We start from the raw sequence: 19,504 nt of genomic DNA, 5'->3' as shown, positions 1-19,504 counted from the left end.
GGGCATGAGCAGAGCGGTACGGTCCTGGCTGTTTGCACCCGGGCACCACGCCAGGCGCGTGGAAAAAGCACTGACACTGAACGCGGATGTGGTGGTGCTGGATCTGGAGGATGCCTGCACGCCAGAAGACAAGCCGGTGGCACGGACGCGGATCATGGAGAGCTTGTCACTGCCCAGGACAGGCCGATTGTTTGCGCGCATCAACAGCATGGCAAGCCCCTATGTCTGGGCGGATTTGCAGGCGGTGATCAGGCCGGGGCTGGATGGGGTGATGCTGCCCAAGATCGAGAGTGGGCAGGAACTGAAAACGCTGGATTGGACCTTGCAACAACTGGAGCGTGAGCGTGGGCTGCCGGTGGGGGGGCTGGAGGTGATGCCGCTGGTGGAAACGGCAACCGGCCTGATGGCTCTGGAAGAGATCGCGCAAGCCAGCCGTCGTGTACGTCGCCTTGCCTTTGGCGCGGGAGATCTGACGCTGGATTTATCGCTGCAGTGGACCCCCGAAGAGCTGGAGCTGCTGCCTTATCGTTCACGCATGGCGCTGGTGTCACGTGCGGCGGGGCTGGAAGCACCGATCGACACCGTCTGGATGCAGGTGGGAGATGAGGCGGGCATGGAAGCATCCGCCCGGCGGGCACATGGGCTGGGCTTCCAGGGCAAACTGTGCATTCATCCAAATCAGGTGGCTTGCGTGCACCGTGCTTTTGCGCCTACTGAGGCCGAGGTGCAGCGTGCACGGCAGATTGTCGCAGCGTTTGCGGCGTCGGACGGTGCCTGTGTTCTGCTGGATGGCCAGTTGGTCGAGCTGCCGGTGGTGGAACGTGCCCAGCGCATTCTGGCAGTGGCTGAGGCTGTGGTAGGCCGCTGAGTCAAACACCCGATACTGAAGTGTTTAGGCTATGGCGCGGCGATGATCGCCCTGATGCTTGCATAAATTTTAGTTTTATGAAAATCTGTGTGTAATTTTTACTTTTAATAAAGAGAAATGCATGCCAGATCGTCTGCCCTACCACTTTTCCAGTCTGCCCGCCTATAGCCCGGATGTGGCGCAGAACCAGCTTGCACTTGAGCAGCTGATGCGCCAGCTGGACTTGCATGCGATGCTGGTGAATGCCCAGGATCGTTTCCTGACCGAATACACCCCCAAGCACAATAGTCCGCGCTATGCGGTTTCCGGGTTTGATGGCTCGACCGGAGAGGGCATCTTTGTGCGGCAGGATGTCGCCCAAGCCTTGGGTCTGAGTGGTCAGTACGTGCTGTTTGTGGATGGCCGCTACCATCTGCAAGCCGAGCAGCAAACGGTGCCACAGCAGGTACATCTGGAAAAACTACCGGTGGGTGTCAGCCTGTGGCACAGCATGGCGCTCTGGCTGGCAGCGCGTGGCGAGACAGTACGGCGGGTAGGATTTGACAGCTTCCGCGTCAGTGAGGCGCAGCGCAAGGGCATGCTGGCGGTACAAGGCGCCGAGCAACTGCAGTGGCTGCCTTTGCAGGAAGGAGAGATTGACCTCGCCGTCCAGCTGCCGGGATGGTCGGTAGACCGGCCGGTATTCCCGGTCAGTGAGGCGATTACGGGCCGCAGCGTGGTGGGCAATCTGCAGGCCCTGCGGACACGCCTGCCTGCCGGCGCAGCGTTCATGACGGGGGCCGCAGCAGACATCAGCTATGTACTGAACAGTCGCGGCTATCACATCCCGAATGCCTCATCACAACTGGGGTACTTGTTTGTGTTGCCTGGACGGGTGGTCCTGTTCATGCCGCAAGAGTGTGCCGATAGTCCGGTCAACCTCCCTGAGGTGCCGGATTTGCAAGTCATTCGCAACGATGTGCCAGCCCTGCGACGCACCCTGGCGCATGAAGTCATCTCGCAGGTGTGCTTCAGTGCTGACACGGTTAACAGTGCCCTGCCACAGTGGGCTAAACAGATCTGGCCAACAGTGACCCTGGTCGACACGTTCAACGTGGTTGAAAACCTGCGCGTGGCCAAAACCCCCGAAGAGCAGGAAACATTCCGTCGCGCTTACCTGCGCAGCTCGCGCGCCATTGCTCGCACCATGCGCTGGGCCAAGTGGGGTGTTGCGGGTGTGGCGCACAGTGAGTATGACCTGTCGCGCCAAATCAACGATGAGTATCGCGCAGAAGGTGCCGTGGCGCTGACCTTCACCACGATTGCTGCAAGTGATGCCATGAGCGCGCTGGCACACTACACCAAGGCCAGCAAGACCCGTCCTTTGCAGGAAGGCGCATTGGTACTGCTCGATAGCGGTGCGTATTACGAAGATGGGCTGGCGACGGACTGCACGCGGGTTGTGCTGCGAAAGACCGACCCGACCACCCAGGCCCAGTCGTGGCAACGCGAGATCTATACCGTTGCGCTCAAGGCCTGCATTCGGGGCTTGCTGGCAACCGTGCCAGCCAGCGCCACGGGACATGATGTCGATCAGATGGTGCGTGCCGTCTGCCAGCAATACGGGCATGACTATTCTCACGGGACCGGGCATGGCATCGGTATCCATGTGCATGAGAATGGCGTCCGCTTCATGCCGGGCTCCCGCTATGGTGTGGTACCGCATGCGGTCATTTCGATCGAACCGGGGATTTACCTGGCGGGTCAAGGCGGGGTCCGCATCGAGAATATCGTGATCATCCAGCAGGATGAACAGCCCGGACAGGTTAGGTTCGAGAACATGACCTTCGTGGGCTATGACTGGGAGCTGATTGATCTTGACCTGCTGACCGCGGAAGAGAAGGACTATCTACGGGCTTACGAGCAGCGGTGCCTGGTGCTGGGTACCGCTGTCACGGATTGCCCGCTGCTGCAAGCGTAGTGCGAGCGCTCATACCAAACCATCGCACATTCAACAGGGAGGCCTATGAGCAAGGAGCTGGTTTTTAACGCATTGGGGCAACTGCTGCAGGATCAGGTGGGGTTCCGTTTGTTTACCATCACCCGGGTGGTGCCAGGCACGCAGGAGGTCGAGCGGATTTACACCACTGACCCTGCGACATACCCGGTCACCGGCCGCAAGCCGATTCTGCCGGATGCCTGGACCGAGCAGGTGCTGATTCAGCGCCAGCCTTTTCTGGCCCGGCAAGCCGCTGATTTCAAGCCCTACTTTCCGGACCATGACAAACTGGTGCAGATGGGGCTGGGTTGCGTGATCAACTTCCCGGTCTCCAGTGAGCAGGGTGAGCTGCTGGGGACCATCAACCTGCTGGATGCACCCGGTCAGTACCAGGACGATACTGTGGCGCGTTGTGCCGCTTTGCAGTCTGAGGTCCGACAGGCGTTTGCCCATTTCAATACCGCCCACCCATAACAGGCTGCCTGGCTGAGGGCCACACGGTACTTTTCTGAACCACACCAAGGGGGAACATGATGCGTCAAACAACCATGGCAACACTTTTTACCCTGACCCTGCTGGGTGCTGCGCATGCGGCAACGCCTAAGGATACGCTGGTCGTCGCCAAGAACATCGAAGACATCGTCGGGCTGGACCCGGCGGAAGCCTTTGAGTTCAGCAGTGCCGAGGTGGTCAGCAATGTGTACCAGAACCTGATCCAGTATGACGTGAAGAACCCCAACAAGGTGGTGCCCGGGCTAGCGGATAGCTGGACGGTTGCAGCAGATGGCAAGTCCATCACCTTTCAGCTGAAGCCGTCAGCGCACTTCGCTTCGGGCAATGATGTGCGGCCGGAAGATGTGCTGTTCTCGTTCATGCGGGTAGTGAAGCTGAACAAGGCTCCGGCATTCATTCTGACCCAGCTGGGCTGGACGCCGGACAACATCGGCCAGATGGTGCGCAAGACCGGCAATGACAGCGTGACGATCAGCTGGAGCGGTGACTTCGGCGCCGCATTTGTGCTGAACCTGCTGGCGGCTCGCCCAGGCTCGATTCTGGATGAAAAGCTGGTGACGCAGCACCAGAAAGGCACCGATCTGGGTAACGCCTGGCTGAATCAGAATTCGGCAGGCAGCGGCCCCTACAAGCTCAAGCTGTACAAGCCCAAGGAAGTGGTGGTGCTGGAAGCCAATGCCACCACCCCGGTGGGTGCACCGGCTACCCGTATGGTGCTGATCAAGAACGTGGTGGAACCCGCCACCCAGCGCCTGCTGCTGGAATCCGGTGATGCAGACATCGCCCGCGATCTGGGACCGGACCAGCTGACGGCCATGAAAGCCCGCGCTGACATCCGTGTGGAAACCTACCCACAGGCCGCCGTCCACTTCATCAGTTTCAACCAGAAGCAGGATAAGCTGCGTAACCCGGCGGTATGGGAAGCCATGCGCTATCTGGTGGACTATGACGGCATTGCCAACCGCCTGCTGAAAGGTCAGATGAAAGTGCATCAGGCCTTCTTGCCGGAAGGTTTCCCCGGCGCGCTGAAGGAAACACCCTTCAAGTATGATCCGGAAAAAGCCAAGGCCATTCTGAGCAAAGCCGGTGTGAAGGACCTCAGTTTTGACATGGATGTGATCAATGCCCCACGCTTCATGGACATGGCGCAGTCGTTGCAGGCCTCCATGGCCAAGGGCGGGGTGAAGCTCAATCTGCTGAGCGGTACCGGCAGCCAGGTCATTACCCGCTATCGTGCCCGCAAGCATGAGGCCATCATGCTGTATTGGGGACCGGACTTCTTTGACCCGCACGCCAATGCCAAGGCCTTTGCCTACAACGTCGACAACAGTGATGGCAACTACCAGAGTACCACCACCTGGCGCAATGCCTGGGCGGTACCGCAGCTCTCCAGCAAGACCATGACGGCGCTGAAGGAAAAAGACCCGACGGCGCGTGCCACCGCCTACCAGGACTTGCAGCGGGATGTGCAGCAAAGCTCGCCGATTGTGGTGATGTTCCAGGAACAGAGCCAGGTGGCGCTGCGCAGCAACGTCAAAGGTTACATCAATGGGCTGACGCCGGACTTTGTGCTGTATGACAAAGTGGTGAAACAGTAAGCGTGCACAAGCAGGAGAGCCAATGATGCGCGAGCGCAGCAAGCTGGCACGCCTGATCATGCGGACAGGGCAGGGAGGGCTCAGCATCGGGCTGACCCTGCTGGGTCTGCTGCTGGTTACTTTCCTGATTGCCCGGGTGGCGCCCATTGATCCGGTACTGAAGGTGGTGGGCGACAAGGCCAGCAAGGAAACCTATGAGGCGGTGCGGCGCGAAATGGGGCTGGACCAGTCCTTGCCGGTGCAGTTTGCCCGCTATCTGAAGTCGGTGGTCAGCGGGGAGCTGGGGACGTCCACCAGTACCGGCCAGCCCGTGATGGATGATCTGCTGCGCTATTTCCCGGCCACGCTGGAGTTATCCACCATTGCCATCCTGCTGGGGGTGCTGCTGGGCATCCCGCTGGGTATCTGGGCGGCCTGTCGGCATAACCGCTGGCAGGATCAACTGATCCGGGCGGTTTCCCTGCTGGGGTATTCGGTGCCGGTCTTCTGGCTGGGGCTGGTGGCCTTACTGGTGTTTTATGCCAAGCTGGGCTGGGTATCCGGGCCGGGGCGGCTGGACGATGTTTATCAGTACACCATCGAAAGCTGGAGCCACTTTGCGCTGATTGACACCCTGCGCAGTGGTGACATGTCTGCCTTTGGCAATGCCTTGTCCCATCTGGTACTGCCTGCCAGCCTGCTGGCTTATTTTTCACTGGCCTATATCGCGCGCATGACCCGTGCCTACGTACTGGAAGAGCTCTCCAAGGAGTATGTCACGCTGGCGCGGGTGAAGGGGGCCAGTGAATGGCGCATCCTGTGGCGGCATGTGCTGCCCAATCTGCGGGGACCATTGCTGACGGTGTCCGCGCTGTCCTATGCCGTGTTGCTGGAAGGCGCCGTGCTCACGGAGTCTGTGTTCTCCTGGCCCGGCATTGGCCTTTACATCACCAATGCCCTGTTTTCGGCAGACATGTCTGCCGTACTGGGCGGTACCTTGCTGATCGGCATCTGCTTTGTGCTGCTCAACAGCCTGACCGATACCCTGAGTCGCATGCTGGACCCGAGGACACGATGACGACACTGACCTGGCTAGAGACCGATACGCCCCAGTCCGCCATGCAGGCCCGTCTGGGCCGCTGGTGGCGCGCTGGCCGCCGCATGCTCCGCAATCCGGCCATGCTGTTTGGTGGCCTGATGCTGTTATTGATCCTGGTGGCTGCCGTGGCAGCGCCTTGGCTCGCGGGTTATGACCCTAACGTGCAGGACAGCCACGCCCGCCTGCTGGCACCCAGTGCCGAGCACTGGCTGGGAACAGACCAGCTGGGGCGCGACCTGTGGGCACGCTTGCTGTACGGTACGCGCCCCACCTTGTTGATCGTGCTGCTGGTGGCCGTGCTGTCGGCTCCGTTTGGCCTCGCCATCGGCATAGTTGCCGGGTATTTTGGCGGCTGGGTCAGTGCCGTGCTGATGCGGGTGACCGATATTTTCATGGCGTTTCCCCGGCTGGTGCTGGCACTCGCCTTTGTGGCCATTCTGGGGCCGGGTATTGTTAATGCCGTGCTGGCCATCGCCATCACCGCCTGGCCACCCTATGCCCGCATTGCCCGCACGGAAGCTCAGCTGATCCGCAAGGCAGAGTTCATCCAGGCCGCGAAGGTGGCGGGTATTCCATCCCGATCCATTCTGTTTGGTCATGTCTTGCCTTTGTGTATTCCCTCCACCGTGATCCGGGTGACACTGGACATGGCGGGCATCATCCTGACGGCAGCGGGCCTGGGCTTCCTCGGGCTGGGGGCACAACCGCCCATGTCCGAATGGGGGGCCATGGTCGCGGCGGGCCGTAATTACCTGTTTGACCAGTGGTGGGTGGCCGCCGTACCCGGCATGGCCATCCTGCTGGGCAGTCTGGCTTTCAACCTGCTCGGCGACGGGCTGCGTGACGTACTGGACCCGAAACATGCCTGAATTACTGGTTGAGAATCTGCATATCCGTTACCCCTCCCGCACCGGCTGGCAGTCGGTGGTAAATGGGGTGTCGTTCCAGCTGGGCACGGAACGGCTGGGGATCGTGGGCGAGTCCGGCTCGGGCAAGTCGATGACAGCCAAGGCGCTCATGGGCTTGGTCCCCTCGCCAGGACAGGTGAGCGCAAATCGCCTGACGCTGGACGGCACCGATCTGCTGAGCCTGAGCCCCAAGGCATGGCGGGCATGGCGTGGCCGCCAGATCAGCATGGTAATGCAAGACCCCAAGCATGCGCTGAACCCGGTGCAGAAAGTCGGTGTGCAGATTGCGGAAGCGGGCTTGCTCCACGGCGCCCTGACCCGCTCTCAAGCGCGCATGCAAGTCTTGTCGCTGCTGCAATCGGTGGGGGTGCAGGACCCGGAACGGGTGGCGGATTGCTATCCACATCAGCTATCCGGTGGCCTGGGACAACGGGTGATGATTGCCGCCATGCTGATGGCGTCGCCGACCTTGCTGATCGCGGATGAGCCCACTTCGGCGCTGGATGCCATGGTGCGATCCCAGGTGCTGGACGTGATGGATGCCGAGATTCGCCGTCGCGGCATGGGCTTGCTACTGATCAGCCACGATCTGGGCATGGTGGCCCGCTATTGCGACCGGGTGCTGATTATGTATCGCGGGCAAATTGTGGAGGAGTGTGTGGCGAGTCAATTGCAGCAGGCCCGGCATCCCTACACCCGTGGCTTGCTGGCGTGCCAGCCCTCTGCGGCACGGCGCGGGCAACTGTTGCCGGTGCTGGACCGCAGCCAACTGCCAGAGGCGATGAGCGCATGAGTGATAATGCATTGGTGTGTGATGCGCTGACGGTGCAATACCTGCGCGGTGGTCAGCCGTTTACCGCGGTCAATCAGGTGTCATTTGCCATTCCACGAGGGGGGGCATTCGGCCTGATCGGGGGCTCCGGTTGCGGCAAGTCTTCCATCCTGCGGGTACTGGCCGGACTGGATGCGCACTGGCAGGGGCGCTTGCAGGTGATGGCGGTGGAGCGGCGCAATGGCAGCCGTCCGCCCGCCCATTACCCCAAACTGTTGCAGATGGTGTTTCAAGACCCTTATGGCTCCCTGCACCCCCGCCATACCATCGACCGGGTGATTGGGGAGCCTTTGCGGGTGCAGGGCTTTGACCGTATCGAACAGCGGATTGTTGAGGCGTTGCAGCAGGTTGGGCTGGATGCCCGTTTCCGTTTCCGTTATCCACACCAACTGTCTGGCGGGCAGCGGCAGCGGGTGGCGATAGCCCGTGCCATTGCCCTGCAGCCTGCCGTTCTGCTGCTGGATGAGCCCACCTCGGCACTGGATGCCTCCGTTCAGGCTGAAATCCTCAACCTGCTGATGGAGCTGCGTGCAGCGCTGCAGACGACCTACCTGTTTGTCAGTCATGATCTGGCCGTTGTGGCGCATTTGTGTGACCAGGTTGCGGTGATGCAAGGCGGCATGATTGTCGAGACACTGTCCGCAACACAGCTGGCGGAGGGGGCGGCAACACACCCTTACACCCTCAGCCTGCTGCAGGAAAGTGGTCTGGCCTCGGCGCCACGACCACATGAGGCGTTGCCAGGCTGAGTCAAGTCCCGGCCTTGCAGGCGGCCCAGTCCAGCCAGCGGGTAGGCAGTATGCGTTTGAGTACGGCAAACAGCTTGGTCGGGAAGGTGACGCGGTAACGCGGGGCGGGCCGTCTGCTGTTCAGCGCCTTGAGCACTGCTGCCAATACCGCTTCCGGCCCCAGGGTGAAGCCGGTTACCGGCCCTTCCTGCCGCAAGCGAGCTTCCAGCCCGTTGTAGATGTCCTGATAGACGCTGGGTCGACCGGCAATGTGGCGCTGGTAGGCCAGATAGGCATTGGGGCGGAAGCGGCTGCTGATCGGGCCCGGCTGGATCAGCACCGGGTGGATGTTGCTGCCATGCAGTTCCAGCCGCAGCGTATCCACCAGACCTTCCATGGCGAACTTGCTGGCATTGTAGGCGCCCCGCAGCGGCATGGCGGCGAAGCCGAGGATGGAGCTGTTGTAGAGGATGCGGCCATGCCCTTGCTGGCGCATGATGGGCAGTATCCGGTTGGTCACCATCTGCGCGCCAAACACATTGGTATCGAATTGTTCCAGCAGGGCATCGCGGGTCAGGTCTTCGACCGCACCGGGTTGTCCATAGCCCGCGTTGTTGAAGAGGGCATCCAGCGTGCCACCGGTGCGCCCCAGCACCACCGCCAGCGCGGTGTCGATGCTTTCTTCGTCGGTGACATCCAGAAACAGGGCTTCCAGCCCGCGCTCTTGCAGGCTGATCACGTCTTCAGGCTTGCGTGCAGTGGCAAATACCCGCCAGCCACGCTGTTGCAAGCCCTGTGCCACACACAGCCCGATGCCGCTGGAGCAGCCGGTGATCAGGATGGAACGGGGGCGAGCAGGGGCGGAGGTCATAGGCAGCCGGGTCTTGAGATGGCACAATCAGGATGAACAGCATTCTAAAGGAGTGGCAGAGATGAGCAAGGTGGTTCGCTTCCATCAGACCGGTGGGCCGGAGGTGATGGTGCTGGAAGAGGTGGCGGTGGGCGAGCCGGGACCGGGGCAGGTGCGCTTGCGCCAGCACGCGGTCGGTCTCAATTTCATCGACCTGTACCACCGCAGTGGCCTGTATCCGATGGCCTTGCCTTCGGGGCTGGGGATGGAGGCGGCCGGGGTGGTCGAAGCGGTAGGCGAGGGGGTGAGCACCGCTCAGGTGGGAGACCGGGTGGCTTACGCCGGTGGACCGCTGGGAGCCTACGCCGAGCAGCGTATTTTGCCTGCCGACAAGCTGGTGCCGTTGCCAGATCACCTCAGCTTTGAGCAAGGGGCCTCCATGTTGCTGCAAGGGCTGACGGCCTGGTACCTGCTGCATCAGACCTATCCGTTGCAAGCCGGAGAGACCATCCTGTTTCATGCCGCCGCGGGCGGAGTGGGGCTGATCGCTTGCCAATGGGCCAAGGCGCTGGGGGCGACCGTGATCGGTACCGTGTCCAGCCCGGCCAAAGCCGAGCTGGCCCGCCAGCATGGTTGCGATCATGTCCTGGACTACAGCCAGCCCGACTGGGTGGCGCAGGTGCGAGAGCTCACAGGCGGCAAGGGCGTGCCGGTAGTCTACGACGGTGTCGGCCAGGCTACCTTTATGGATTCACTGGATTGCTTGCGCCAGCGCGGGTTGATGGTCAGCTTTGGTAACGCCTCCGGCGCGGTGCCAGCCATCGAGCCGGGGGTGCTGTCCAGCAAGGGTTCGCTCTACCTGACGCGCCCGACGCTGGGTCACTACACGGGGACACGGGAAGCATTGCTGGCCGGCGCTGCGGCGTTGTTCTCCGCTGTGGAACAGGGGCAGATCAAGCTGGCCATTCATCAGCGCTACCCACTCGCCGAGGTGGCGAAGGCGCATGAGGACCTAGCCGCACGGCGTACCACGGGTTCCAGCGTTTTGCTGCCATGAGCGACGACAACAAGGTCAAGGAAAGGAGGCAAAGGTGAGGGGTGCAGGAGGAACGCAAGGCGGGACCGGGCAGTTTTTCCTCGGTCTGGCAATGTTGATCGGTGGTTTGTATCTGCTGCTGAGTGCCATCATGGTGACGTCCAGCTTTGGTCTGGGCATGCCACTGTTTGGCTGGCAGATGTTTGGCAGCATGTATGCCATCACCAGTGGCATGGTGATGATCCCTTTCCTGTTCGGGGTGGGGATGATTTTCTACAACGCCCGCAACGTGCTGGGCTGGGTGCTGGCAGGTGGGTCTTTGCTGGCACTGATCTTCGGGGTGATTGCCTCGATTCATTTCTCCTTCCGTAACATGAGTGCGTTCGACCTGATCGTCATCCTGGTGCTGGTGGCTGGCGGGCTGGGGCTGTTCCTGCGCTCGCTGCGCGCGGGCTGAGGTGCATCACTGACTGATTCATCCTTCATTCAGTTGCAGTTTGCGACACTGGTCTCGTTGCAACCGAATGAAGGAAGACGGCAATGAACAAGCACTGGATGATCGCAGGCCTCCTGCTGGCGGCCTTGAACTCACAAGCTGAACAAATCCGTACCGGTACCGTTCTGGGCAGCGCCATTGGTGGTGCGCTGGGGGCGGCTGTGGGGCACGACATGGGTGACCGGGATGGTGCCATTCTGGGCGCAGCCATCGGCGGCGGTGCAGGTGCCTACATTGGTCACCGGCTGGACCAGCCCAAGCGCGAGCCGGTGCGCGAGCGTGTGGTCTATGTAGACCGTCCGGTTCGTGAACGGGTGGTGTATGTCGAACGCCCCGAACGCCGCTACCAACCTGATCGTTTCCCTGGCCGAGGCCGCCACTTGGGGCACTACAAGCACCATCGCCACGATGATGATGACTGACCTGCGTTGATGGACATATCGGCATCGTGACCTGCAGCAGGCCCGCAGAGGCCTGCGCAGGGGAGCCATTCAGGGAGCGCAACATCATGTGGAAGCCTGTTTCATTTCTGCTGCTACCGTTACTGTTGACCGGGTGCGTCAGTTATCACTGGGTGCATGATCACAAAGGTGAGGCCGAGATGAGCCAGGACCGGAGTGATTGTGCCAGCGAGGCACGCACGCGGTTCCCGGAGAAGCTGGTCGAGTATGAGGTCAGCCACGCTTACTACGCACCAGAAGTCAGCCGATGTACCACCACCCGCAGCAGTACGCTGACCACCACGCCCGCCGCGCCGGGAAAGCCCGGCACCAGTACCAGCACGGATCACAAAGAAGAGCGGGTTTGCCAGACCACGCCTGGCAGATGGGTGCCTGCGGTCAAGGCAATGCGGGACGTCAACAGTGGCCGACGCAGTTCACATGCGGATTCCTGTTTCCTGCAAAAGGGATGGCGCTGGGAAGAGGTTCAGCAATGATGCTGGCCCGTAAGGCCAGGGGGCAGGTTGCAGCGGGATAGGGACAATCAAGGGTGAGGGGGCCATCATGTGGAAATGCGTGGCAATCGGGCTGTTATCCGTCTTGCTGACAGCCTGCAGCGGTGTTCATGGGCTCAAAGGGCTCAAGCTCAAGGAGCATGTGAACAAGGGTAAGGATTATCAGGATTGTGTAGCGGAGATCTGGCGCAATAATCCGGAGGTCTTTGAGGAGTATGAGAGTGCCTCGGCCCACTACGCCCCTGCAGAGACCCGCTGTACCACCACGCGCAACACCACAGAGACACCATTGCCTTACCGGGGTACGGTTGCCGGCGGTAAAACTAGGGTAACCACCCAGACGGACGAGCAGGTGTGCAAGCGCACACCGGCACACTGGGCCCCGGCTGAATATACGTCGTATGATGTGAATCAGAACGATCGTGATGCTGCGTACCGCATGTGCATGCAACGCAAGGGCCTGTGGCGGGAAGAGAGCAACAAGTAAGTTGCCTCGCCTTTCAGGCTCAAGGAGATGGGGCCACTTTGTCTGTGGTGCATCCTGCTGGAATGTCTACCGGGGGTTTGGCCTCGGTTGCTGCGGACACCAGACAAAATGCTTCTTGAACCGCATTGTGCATATCGTCACGTATGGATCGATAGCCCGAGAGGGAGCGTGCTTTGGCTTCCCGAGCAAGTGCGCGGGCAGTATTGGGCGAAAACGTGGCGCCCTCCCGCGCAAGGCTTGCGGCACTGATGAGGTCGATATCTAACAGTGTCTCAAGAAGGGTTGTTGCTTCAGTTATTTTCCCAGCGCGAATACGCTCCAAGATACTGACCTTGGTCACGATGTCTGCCCCAAGGCTGGTGGTCAAGCCAGAGTTTATAAATTGGGAATAGAAGTTTAGCCAGTACCAGCTGGCAGTCCCCATTCCAATCGTCAGTGAACCCAGTGCGATTAGCGCGACCCAACGCATTTTCATCATGTGGCCTTACCGGTGAATGGTCCGTGTTGTTTGCCCTCAGGCCGGGCTAGGAAGCGCAGCCACTCATACAACGTCAAGCCGCAGGAAATGCGCTTGAATGTCTGCATGTGGCCGATAGTAGAGCGTATGGCATGTGTAATACAACGGTTGCATGCGGGTTGGCAAGGGAGCCTGCACGTTATCACCAAGCCCAGCTTATGACCCTGTGTACAGCAGTGGGGTGGACGAGGGTTGGTGCGTGTTGGGGATGACTTTGAGCGGATTGGAGGTACCGGGTGGCCGGTTGGCCACCCGGTGGGGTAGGGTCAGTGAGAGGAGACCTGTTTGCGGGTCTGCCACAGTGACAGGGCGATTGATCCGCCAATCAGCACCGCAATCACCACCAGTGACCAGGCAACCGGCATGTGCCAGTACTGCGCCAGCAGCATCTTGCAGCCGATGAAGGCCAGTACCAGCGCCAGGCCATACTTCAGCAGGTGGAAGCGGTCGGCCACATCTGCCAACAGGAAGTACATGGCCCGCAAACCGAGGATGGCAAAGATGTTGCTGGTGATCACCACAAACGGATCGGTGGTGACGGCGAAGATGGCCGGGATGCTGTCCACCGCAAAGATCACGTCCGAGATCTCGATCATCACCAGTACCAGCAGCAGCGGGGTGGCGTAGCGTACGCCTTGCTTGACCACAAAAAACTTCTCGCCGTGGTAGTCATCGGTGAACTTGATGTGCCCTTTCAGCCAGCGCAGCAATTTGTTGTTGCCCAGGTCCTGTTCGGATTCGCTGGCGAACCACATTTTGACCCCGGTATACAGCAGGAAGGCACCAAACACATACAGGATCCAGCTGAAGCGCTCAATCAAGACACCACCCACCAGAATCATGACTGCACGCAGCACGATGGCACTCAGTACGCCGTACAGCAGTACCCGGCGCTGGTATTGTGGTGGCACCGAGAAGTAGCTGAAGATCATCAGGAACACAAAGATATTGTCGACTGCCAGCGCTTTCTCGATCAGGTAGCCGGTAAAGAAGGCCAGTGCCGTTTCATTGGCTGCCGCGCGGCCCACCGTATCATCCAGATAGACCCACAGGCCCAGGTTGAACAACAGGGCAATCGACACCCATACCGCCGACCAGCCCAGCGCCTCACGCATGGAGGGACGGTGATTGCCTTTCTGTTTTAACGTCAGCAGGTCGATGGCGAGCATCACCACCACCAGACCCAGGAAAACGGCCCACAAGCCGGGGCTGCCAATACTGTGCATAGGGTACTCCTTGTCCAGACTGATTTACGGCTTACTTCAAGGTGGTTTCGGATAGCGATACGCTGACCCGGCTATCCGCCAGTTGCTGGATATCCAGCTGCCACTGTTGCTGGCCACTGCGGAAGCTATGTTGTTCATTCCCTGGCGCAGCGCTCAAAACATGGTGCTCCATGCCGGGGCGATCAAAGCCGCGCAGGTAATGCTGCAAGGTGGCCTGATAGTCCACCTTGCCCTCGTATACGGTTTGTCGCTGCGCTTCTGTTTCGGTATAGCGGGTACGCACCAGACCGGCCATACGGCTGGCGGGGCCCAAGTCACTGCCGCTGACATCCTGTGCCACGGGCTGGGATGGATTGGTCGAGGGCAACCAGACCTGGACGCGCTCCTTGGCTTGGGGGGCCACTTCCTCAATCTTTTCACGCGCAGCCGTGAGCATCTGCTGGCCACTGGCGGCCACTTGAGGGGCTTTGTCGAGCAACCAGCTCGCGCCAGCAATCACACCCCAGATCGTCAGGCCCAGTAATACCGCCAGCGTGAGTGCGACGCCGATGATGACGCGGCGATAGCGGCGCAATTGTTGCAAAGGCAGTACAGGTTGCATGGCAAGCTCCGTTGACGGGCAATATGGAATGCTTGCAGTGTAGGGGGCTGCCATTATTCGCACAAATCGAATATTATTTGTCAAATATCAGTTTATTTGGATGTATTGGTGAGTCATCTCAACTACAAGCATTTGCGCTACTTCTGGGTCGTCGCCAAGGCGGGCAGTATTGCCCGCGCCAGTGAGCAGCTGCATGTCACGCCCCAGTCCATCAGCGGGCAGTTGGCCGAGCTGGAGGAGCAGCTTGGGGTCAAGCTGCTGCGGCGGGCGGGGCGTGGGCTGGAGCTGACCGAGACTGGGCAGCAGGTGTTGAGCTACGCCGATGAGATTTTCTCACTGGGCGAGGCGCTGACCGAAGCGCTACGCAGTGGCCCCTTGACCGCGTCCCTGCCATTGCGTGTCGGCGTGGCCGACTCGGTGGCCAAATTGCAGACCTATCGTTTGTTGCAAGCCGTGCTGCAACTGGATGAACCGGTGCGTTTGACGGTGCGAGAGGGGCGCTTGTCGGCGCTGCTGGGGGAGTTGGCGGTACACCGGCTGGATCTGGTGATCGTCGACCGGCCGATGCCGAGCAACCTGAACGTGCGCGCCTATGTACACCCTTTGGGCGATAGTCCGCTTACCGTCTTTGCCACCCCGGCGCTGAAGGCGACCTTGCTGGGGGCTTTTCCACAGTGCCTGCATGGCGCGCCGTTCCTGCTGCCGGGGGAGGATGTGGCGGTACGCAGCCGCCTGCTGGATTGGCTGGAAGGGCAGCAGTTGCGGCCCCGCATTGTCGGCGAGTTTGACGATGGCGCATTGCTGAAAGCGTTTGGGCAGGCGGGGGCCGGACTGTTTGTGGCCCCCAGCACCATTGTGGACGATGTGTGCCGTCAGCATGGGGTGGAAGTGGTGGGGCAGATCGAGGCGGTGAAGGAACAGACCTACCTGATTACCGCGGAACGGCGTACGGTGCACCCGGCGATCCGTGCCATCTTGCTGGCGCAGGGCTTGATCCATGAGTAAGGCACCGATTCCATGGCGGGAGGGGATTGCCCCCAGCTACCTGTGGCTGCCGGAAGGCGAGTGGCCCTCCCTGCTGGCGTATTTGCAGACCCGCTTCCGCCATCTGGACCCGCAAGCCTTGCAGCAACGCATGGCTCAGGGCGAACTGTTTGACGATCACGGCCAGGCGCTGCCGGTGGCGGCCCCCTATCGGGTCGGCCAGCGCATCTGGTACTATCGCGAAGTTGGCGCGGAAACACCGATTCCGTTTACTGAGACCATCCTGCACCAGGATGCGCACCTGCTGGTGGTGGACAAGCCGCACTTCCTGCCGATGACCCCCGGCGGGCGTTTCCTGCGGGAAACCCTGCTGCACCGCCTGCGTACGCGTCTCAACCAACCCCAACTGACCCCGGTGCACCGGCTGGACCGAGAAACCGCAGGGGTGGTGCTGTTCTGCCTGGACCCGGCCAGCCGCGGCGCCTATCAGACCCTGTTTGAGCGCCGTGAAGTCCGCAAGGTCTATGAAGCGGTGGCCCCTTGGCGCGACCTGTCGTGGCCGCTGACCCACCGCAGCCGTATTGAGGCGGGGGATCACTTCATGACCATGCAGGAAGTGGCCGGCGAACCCAACAGCGAGACCCGCATCGAGCTGATCCAGCGACTGGGCAGCTACGCCTGGTACCGGTTGCACCCGCATACCGGACGCAAGCATCAGCTGCGCGTGCATCTGGCCGGTCTGGGCATCCCCATCGTGCATGACCCGTTTTATCCGCAGGTACTGGACGACAAGGGGGATGATGTTAGTCAGCCGCTGCAATTGCTGGCGCGCAGCATTGCTTTTACCGATCCGCTGAGCGGGGAGGCGCGGCAGTTTACCAGCCAGCGACAGCTGGCCTGGCTGGCGGAGGATGTCCGCCCGTCATGACATAAACCATAAGAACAAGAAAGCGAACAAGAAGAATGAATGAAGCACGCAAAACCCGTATCAGTAAAACCCTGTCCCGCATCCTGCGCCATGCGCCAGAGTCCGTGGGCCTGACGCTGGATGCCCAAGGCTGGGTCGAGGTCCGCATCCTGCTGGCCGCGCTGGCCCGGCATGGCATGCCTTGCGCACCGGAGGAGCTGGCCGTTGTGGTGTGCGACAATAACAAGCAGCGCTTTGCCTTCTCCGAGGATGGGCTGCGGATACGCGCCAACCAGGGGCACTCTGTGACGGGGGTGGACCTGCAGCTGGCCGCGCTGCAACCGCCCGAGTTTCTGTACCATGGCACGGCGCACAGCCATCTGGACGCGATTCGCCGCGAAGGCTTGAAGCCGGGCAGTCGGCACCATGTGCACCTGTCCTTGCAGAAAGAGACGGCGATTCAGGTCGGCGGCCGGCATGGCCGTCCGGTGGTGCTGGTGGTGCGCAGTGGCGACCTGCACCGGGCCGGGCAAGTGTTCCATTGCTCTGAAAACGGGGTATGGCTGACCGGGCCGGTGCCGGTAGACTATCTGGCCTTCCCCGACTAAGGAGCCACGGCTACTGAAACAGGGTACGTCCGCCTTCAAAGCGGCTGGCGTAATAGCGGTTACTCAGCAGGTCGATGCGTACCAGCTTGCCACTGCTGGGGGCATGAATGAATTTGTCCTCGCCCAGATACACCCCCATATGCGAGAACGGCCGCCCCAGGGTGTTGAAAAACACTAGGTCCCCAGCCTGCAGGGCACTGCGTTCCAGCGGGCGCGCCAGTGATGCAATCGCCGCAGCATTGTGTGGCAACAGCACGCCAGTGGCCTTGGCAAAGATATGGCTGACCAGACCGCTGCAATCCAGCCCGCCCTCGGGTGAGCTACCCCCGTAGCGGTACTCGGTATTCAGCAGTCCCAGCGCATAGAGGGTGACTTCTTCACGGTGACTGGACGCCACTTCCACACGCTTGCCAACCGACAGGGGTTTGCTGCTGCTGGTGGCAGGCGGGGTACGACTCGGGCAGCCCGCCAGCAGCAGGGCTGCAAGGGCAATGCTTGCCATCTTGGAATAGCATTTCATGCTGGATAGCCTGTTACATACCATGCTGACTGCATGGTACGACGAACGCTTGCAACTGGCTAGCCGGATGCTGGAAAGGCGGCCTTGCCCGGTTATACTGAAGGCATCAAGCAGGAGGCGTGCAGGATGTTCAGGTGGTGGAGAGGGTTGTATCTGCTGGGGGTGATGCTGGTGCTGCCTGCGTTGGCGGACGAGCGTCCCTTGCGGGTGACGATCAATGACGTTGAACCCTATACCATTCATCAAGCCGATGGCTCACGTGGTGGCATGCATATGGACATCCTCAATGCCTTGATCCGCACCAGTGGCATCAGCATGGAGTCAACCTCGGTGGTGTATGTGCGTATTGCCGCCGCCTTGAAGGATGGCAGTGCCGATCTGGTGGTGGGGGGTGGAGGGCGCTGAGCTGGATACGCTGGGTGAACGGGTGGTTCCTTTCCATACCTTTCGCTCCGTGGTGATCCCGCGCGCGGGTTTGGGCATTGACCGTATCGAGTCTTTGCGCGGGCGCCACCTGGGCATGGCACGGGGTGCCTTCTACGATGAACGGATCAATAACGACGACAGCATCATCAAGGACGCGATTGCCGACCCATTCCAGGGGGTGCGCATGCTGTCCTTTGGGCGACTGGATGCGGTGATTTCGTCCGATTACCTGCTGCACTATGCACTGCGGCAGTCTGGGCTGGATCGTAAGCAGTTTGATCCGATTTTTACAATCAATGAGCGTCGTTATGCCATGTACGCCCGCAAGGGGCTCGACCCGGTGCTCATCCGGCAATTGCAGCACGCCATGGCCTTGCTGCAGCGCAAGGGTGAACTGGAGCGTATTCTCGTGCGCTATCAATAAACCAGAGACTTACTGCATGCTGATGATGCCCTGATCCTGCCTGCGCTGCTGGCTGGGGGAGTTGCCGTGCTGCCGCTTGAATGCGGTGGAAAAATTGGCCGGGGTATCGTAGCCGTACTTCAGTGCTGTCGCCGTGACCGATGCGCCATTGCGTAATTCTTCACGCGCTTCATCCAGTTGTCGCTTGCGGATATAGCTCATCACCGGCAAACCATAGCGTCGCTTGAAGTCCTTGCGCAGGGCTGAGATGCTGATGCCGGCCTCCCTTGCCAGTTCCTCTAGGCTAGGTGGATTGTGCAGCCGGGCGCTGATGATCTCATGTGCCTTTTCCAGCCGCCGTTCGCCGTGGCTTAACGCGCTGGGCCGGCGTGTCCCGCTCAGGGTTTCAATCAGGTTGAACAGCAGGTCGTGTGCTCGGGCTTCCAGATAAAGATCAGCCAGCTTGCCATGGTAAGGGTTGTGCAGCAGCTGGGTGATGTGCTGCTCAACCTGGCACGGTGTATCCGCGCAGCGCATGCGGCCTTCTTCCAGAATATGCAGAAGGATGGCGAGGCTGGGGTCTTGCTGGCCATGGCAGCGCAGCCAGTCTGCAGGCAGGAAGAAGCCTGCACCAGCGATACGGGTACCCGCCTGGTAGCGGCTTTCCAGCACATTGCCCTGCTGCACCGGCAAGGCCCAGCAGAAGTTGGGCGGAATGGCATGCACTTGTTCGGGCTCCCCCAGCAGCACGGATTCTGCCGTGCCATATAGCGTTAATCCGACCACCAGACCAGAAGCCGGGGTCACGGACTGCAGGCAGCAAGGTTCATGAATGTGAAGCTCGCTGCTGACCAGATGTACCCCTTCAGCAGATTGCCACTGGAATTGACGTTCGACGTGCAGAGAAGCTTCCATGGTGCGCATCATTAATTGATAATGAATATCATTATATTTGCGATGTGATCACTTCACAAAACTTTTCTGT

The 19,504-nt window shown here is 60.6% G+C and carries 24 protein-coding genes; 18 read left to right on the top strand and 6 right to left on the bottom strand.

Annotation, left to right across the window (positions count from 1 at the left end; translation table 11 throughout):
• Positions 1-4 precede the first annotated feature (4 nt).
• The 8 genes from ACE3O2_RS13860 (at position 5) to ACE3O2_RS13825 (ending at position 8,524) form a co-directional block, all read left to right on the top strand.
• Positions 5-868, top strand: coding sequence for a CoA ester lyase (locus ACE3O2_RS13860; protein WP_374338428.1), 864 nt, complete (start codon positions 5-7; stop codon positions 866-868).
• A 121-nt stretch (positions 869-989) separates the two neighbouring features.
• Positions 990-2,828, top strand: a complete 1,839-nt coding sequence (locus ACE3O2_RS13855) for a M24 family metallopeptidase (RefSeq protein WP_374338426.1) — start codon at positions 990-992, stop codon at positions 2,826-2,828.
• Between the two features lie 45 nt (positions 2,829-2,873).
• Positions 2,874-3,320, top strand: coding sequence for a hypothetical protein (locus tag ACE3O2_RS13850; protein ID WP_374338424.1), 447 nt, complete (start codon positions 2,874-2,876; stop codon positions 3,318-3,320).
• A gap of 74 nt (positions 3,321-3,394) precedes the next feature.
• The gene (locus ACE3O2_RS13845) at positions 3,395-4,957 is read left to right on the top strand and encodes an ABC transporter substrate-binding protein (RefSeq protein ID WP_374338422.1); all 1,563 of its coding nucleotides are present in this window, start codon (positions 3,395-3,397) and stop codon (positions 4,955-4,957) included.
• 22 nt (positions 4,958-4,979) lie between these two features.
• A complete protein-coding gene (locus ACE3O2_RS13840) occupies positions 4,980-6,014 on the top strand; it encodes an ABC transporter permease (protein WP_374338420.1) in 1,035 nt (344 codons plus the stop codon).
• Positions 6,011-6,904: an ABC transporter permease gene (locus ACE3O2_RS13835; protein ID WP_374338418.1), complete on the top strand. Its 894-nt coding sequence runs from the start codon at positions 6,011-6,013 to the stop codon at positions 6,902-6,904. The genes ACE3O2_RS13840 and ACE3O2_RS13835 overlap by 4 nt, the downstream gene beginning before the upstream one ends.
• On the top strand, positions 6,897-7,736 hold the full coding sequence (locus ACE3O2_RS13830) for an ABC transporter ATP-binding protein (protein WP_374338416.1): 840 nt from the start codon (positions 6,897-6,899) through the stop codon (positions 7,734-7,736). The genes ACE3O2_RS13835 and ACE3O2_RS13830 overlap by 8 nt, the downstream gene beginning before the upstream one ends.
• On the top strand, positions 7,733-8,524 hold the full coding sequence (locus tag ACE3O2_RS13825; protein ID WP_374338414.1) for an ABC transporter ATP-binding protein: 792 nt from the start codon (positions 7,733-7,735) through the stop codon (positions 8,522-8,524). The genes ACE3O2_RS13830 and ACE3O2_RS13825 overlap by 4 nt, the downstream gene beginning before the upstream one ends.
• Position 8,525: 1 nt before the next feature.
• Here the strand turns inward: ACE3O2_RS13825 and ACE3O2_RS13820 are convergent, their stop codons facing one another.
• Positions 8,526-9,374, bottom strand: a complete 849-nt coding sequence (locus ACE3O2_RS13820; protein WP_374338411.1) for an SDR family NAD(P)-dependent oxidoreductase — start codon at positions 9,372-9,374, stop codon at positions 8,526-8,528.
• 61 nt (positions 9,375-9,435) lie between these two features.
• Between ACE3O2_RS13820 and ACE3O2_RS13815 the strand changes: the two genes are divergently transcribed.
• The 5 genes from ACE3O2_RS13815 (at position 9,436) to ACE3O2_RS13795 (ending at position 12,327) form a co-directional block, all read left to right on the top strand.
• Positions 9,436-10,410, top strand: coding sequence for a quinone oxidoreductase (locus tag ACE3O2_RS13815; protein WP_374338409.1), 975 nt, complete (start codon positions 9,436-9,438; stop codon positions 10,408-10,410).
• A gap of 34 nt (positions 10,411-10,444) precedes the next feature.
• Entirely contained in the window at positions 10,445-10,846 is a 402-nt protein-coding gene (locus tag ACE3O2_RS13810; protein WP_168877568.1) for a hypothetical protein, read from the top strand.
• An 83-nt stretch (positions 10,847-10,929) separates the two neighbouring features.
• Positions 10,930-11,307 carry a glycine zipper domain-containing protein gene (locus ACE3O2_RS13805; RefSeq protein ID WP_168877567.1) on the top strand — a complete coding sequence of 126 codons (378 nt, stop codon included), beginning with the start codon at positions 10,930-10,932 and terminating at the stop codon, positions 11,305-11,307.
• 86 nt (positions 11,308-11,393) lie between these two features.
• Complete coding sequence (locus ACE3O2_RS13800) at positions 11,394-11,822, top strand: hypothetical protein (protein ID WP_374338406.1); 429 nt, start codon at positions 11,394-11,396, stop codon at positions 11,820-11,822.
• A 67-nt stretch (positions 11,823-11,889) separates the two neighbouring features.
• Complete coding sequence (locus ACE3O2_RS13795) at positions 11,890-12,327, top strand: hypothetical protein (RefSeq protein WP_374338403.1); 438 nt, start codon at positions 11,890-11,892, stop codon at positions 12,325-12,327.
• 19 nt (positions 12,328-12,346) lie between these two features.
• Here ACE3O2_RS13795 and ACE3O2_RS13790 read toward each other — a convergent pair whose 3' ends face one another.
• The 3 genes from ACE3O2_RS13790 to ACE3O2_RS13780 form a co-directional block, all read right to left on the bottom strand.
• On the bottom strand, positions 12,347-12,805 hold the full coding sequence (locus tag ACE3O2_RS13790; RefSeq protein ID WP_374338401.1) for a hypothetical protein: 459 nt from the start codon (positions 12,803-12,805) through the stop codon (positions 12,347-12,349).
• A gap of 305 nt (positions 12,806-13,110) precedes the next feature.
• Positions 13,111-14,070 (bottom strand): TerC family protein, encoded by a 960-nt coding sequence (locus tag ACE3O2_RS13785; RefSeq protein ID WP_374338399.1) that lies wholly within the window; start codon positions 14,068-14,070, stop codon positions 13,111-13,113.
• A gap of 31 nt (positions 14,071-14,101) precedes the next feature.
• Positions 14,102-14,671 carry a hypothetical protein gene (locus tag ACE3O2_RS13780; RefSeq protein ID WP_374338397.1) on the bottom strand — a complete coding sequence of 190 codons (570 nt, stop codon included), beginning with the start codon at positions 14,669-14,671 and terminating at the stop codon, positions 14,102-14,104.
• A gap of 108 nt (positions 14,672-14,779) precedes the next feature.
• Here ACE3O2_RS13780 and nhaR point away from each other — a divergent pair, with 108 nt between their 5' ends.
• The 3 genes from nhaR to ACE3O2_RS13765 are packed head-to-tail and all read left to right on the top strand — an operon-like array spanning position 14,780 to position 17,170.
• Positions 14,780-15,676 (top strand): transcriptional activator NhaR, encoded by an 897-nt coding sequence (nhaR, locus tag ACE3O2_RS13775; RefSeq protein ID WP_374338395.1) that lies wholly within the window; start codon positions 14,780-14,782, stop codon positions 15,674-15,676.
• Positions 15,669-16,583, top strand: coding sequence for an RluA family pseudouridine synthase (locus ACE3O2_RS13770; protein ID WP_374338393.1), 915 nt, complete (start codon positions 15,669-15,671; stop codon positions 16,581-16,583). Before nhaR ends, ACE3O2_RS13770 begins: the two co-directional genes overlap by 8 nt.
• 35 nt (positions 16,584-16,618) lie before the next feature.
• Positions 16,619-17,170, top strand: coding sequence for an RNA 2'-phosphotransferase (locus ACE3O2_RS13765; RefSeq protein ID WP_374338391.1), 552 nt, complete (start codon positions 16,619-16,621; stop codon positions 17,168-17,170).
• A 10-nt stretch (positions 17,171-17,180) separates the two neighbouring features.
• Here ACE3O2_RS13765 and ACE3O2_RS13760 read toward each other — a convergent pair whose 3' ends face one another.
• On the bottom strand, positions 17,181-17,690 hold the full coding sequence (locus tag ACE3O2_RS13760; protein ID WP_374338389.1) for a C40 family peptidase: 510 nt from the start codon (positions 17,688-17,690) through the stop codon (positions 17,181-17,183).
• Between the two features lie 126 nt (positions 17,691-17,816).
• On the opposite strand from ACE3O2_RS13760, the gene ACE3O2_RS13755 reads away from it, so the two are divergent.
• Positions 17,817-18,095 (top strand): hypothetical protein, encoded by a 279-nt coding sequence (locus tag ACE3O2_RS13755; protein ID WP_374338387.1) that lies wholly within the window; start codon positions 17,817-17,819, stop codon positions 18,093-18,095.
• Positions 18,061-18,540, top strand: coding sequence for a substrate-binding periplasmic protein (locus ACE3O2_RS13750; RefSeq protein WP_374338385.1), 480 nt, complete (start codon positions 18,061-18,063; stop codon positions 18,538-18,540). Before ACE3O2_RS13755 ends, ACE3O2_RS13750 begins: the two co-directional genes overlap by 35 nt.
• Positions 18,541-18,549: 9 nt before the next feature.
• Here ACE3O2_RS13750 and ACE3O2_RS13745 read toward each other — a convergent pair whose 3' ends face one another.
• A complete protein-coding gene (locus tag ACE3O2_RS13745; RefSeq protein ID WP_374338383.1) occupies positions 18,550-19,434 on the bottom strand; it encodes a helix-turn-helix transcriptional regulator in 885 nt (294 codons plus the stop codon).
• Between the last annotated feature and the right edge of the window lie 70 nt (positions 19,435-19,504).

It is taken from the genome of Leeia sp., assembly GCF_041909055.1.
GTDB lineage: Bacteria > Pseudomonadota > Gammaproteobacteria > Burkholderiales > Leeiaceae > Leeia > Leeia aquatica.
The sequence above is the reverse complement of the archived record's forward strand: the minus strand, read 5'-3'. Positions and strand labels throughout refer to the sequence as shown.